Source organism: Streptomyces triticirhizae, assembly GCF_003696235.1.
GTDB lineage: Bacteria > Actinomycetota > Actinomycetes > Streptomycetales > Streptomycetaceae > Streptomyces > Streptomyces triticirhizae.
Genome location: NZ_RFFJ01000386.1, coordinates 1 through 1552 on the forward strand (window position 1 = coordinate 1; position 1552 = coordinate 1552).

At 68.6% G+C, this 1552-nt stretch carries 1 protein-coding gene; it reads right to left on the reverse strand.

Translation table 11 applies throughout. From position 1 onward, the window contains the following. Positions 1-69: 69 nt before the first annotated feature. Positions 70-1287, reverse strand: a complete 1218-nt coding sequence (locus EBN88_RS29820; RefSeq protein WP_122400079.1) for an IS110 family RNA-guided transposase — start codon at positions 1285-1287, stop codon at positions 70-72. Between the last annotated feature and the right edge of the window lie 265 nt (positions 1288-1552).

A 1552-nucleotide genomic window follows, 5' to 3' on the forward strand; every position in this document is an offset into this window, starting at 1 on the left:
GGGGGGGTGCCTCTATGTCGTTCGTCAAGGCGTCTCTGTCGGGTTTGGGGTGGTTTGGTGTTGCTGGGGTTATGCGGCGAGTTCGATGTCCTTCGGTGTCCGGGGTTGGTAGAAGGTGCCGTCTCGGAGCATGGCGAACAGGACGCTGATGCGTTGGCGGGCGAGGCGGAGGAGGGCTTGGGTGTGGGTCTTGCCGCGTGCTCGTTGTCTGTCGTAGTAGGTGCGAGAGGCGGGATCGGCGTTCATGCAGGCGAAGGCGGAGAGGAACATGGCCCGTTTGAGCTGCCGGTTGCCGCCTCTCGGTGCGTGTTCGCCGTGGATCGAGGTCCCGGACGACTTCGTGGTGGGGGCGAGTCCGGCGTAGGAGGCGAGGTGGGCGGCGGTGGGGAAGCTGGTGGCGTCGCCGACGGTGACCAGCAGGACGGCGGCGGTCCTGACCCCGATGCCGGGCATCGAGGTCAGGACCGGGGAAAGAGGGTGGGCCTCCAGCAGGGTGTTGATCTGGGCTTCCATCGTGCGGCGCTGGGTGTGGACGGCGGTCAGGGACGCGGCCAGGGAGGGGATGACGAGGTCGAGGGTGCCGGTGCCGGGGACCACGACGGTCTGTTCGTCCAGCGCGTCGAAGACCTCGTCGATCAGCCGGGTGGCCATGCGTGGGGCCTTGGGACGGATCAGTTCGATGAGCCTGCGGCGGCCGGCTTTGCGTAGGGCGGCCGGGGAGCCGTAGCGCTCCAGCAGCCAGGTGACGGCTTGGTGGTCCAGACGCGGCCCGAGGGCGCGTTCCAGGGATGGGTGGAACTGGGTGAGCAGGCCGCGTATCCGGTTGGAGGTGCGGGTGGCCTCGGCGGCGAGGTCCTGGTCGAAGCCGACCAGGACGGTCAGTTCGGCGGTGATCTCGTCGGTCAGTTCCAGGGAGCGCAGGGTGTGCGGCATGGTGCGGGCCGCGTCGGCGATGACGGCCGCGTCCCGCGCGTCGGTCTTGGCTTCGCCGGGGTAGAGGTCGGCGATCCGGCGCATGGCCAGGCCGGGCAGGTAGGCGACGCGGCAGCCGGCATCGCGGGCGACGGTCAGCGGGAGGGCGCCGATGGAGGCGGGTTGGTCGACGATGACCAGGACGGTGCCGAACTTCGCGGTCAGTTTGTCGAATACGGCTCGCAGTTTCGGTTCGCTGTTGGGCAAGGGCTTGTCGAAGACCTTCTTGCCGGCCGGGGTGAGTCCGTGGCCGTGGTGAGTGGTCTTGCCGACGTCCAGGCCGAGGAACACGCCCACGTTGTCGATCTCGAACATCGCACCCTTCCCGGGGGTGTTGACGGTGCCGGCCTCGGCCTGGGTGTCGTGCTCGCGCAGCCACGTTATGCAGACCTGCCGCCCGCGAGCTGTCCGGCATTGCGCCGGACCGGACGGTGGCCGGACCTCTGATCAGCGTCTCCGACGAACACCCCCGGACCCGGCGACACCACCCCCCAGGTCATGCCTTCGACAGGGGGCAACAAGTCATACCGGGCCCAGAGGCCAGCGGCCCCATTGCAGGACCACGAAAAACATAACGGGG

What these genes read in the sequence shown, in the direction of transcription:
- EBN88_RS29820 (WP_122400079.1), bottom strand. Translation starts at nt 1,287, where the DNA reads ATGTTCGAGATCGACAACGTGGGCGTGTTCCTCGGCCTGGACGTCGGC.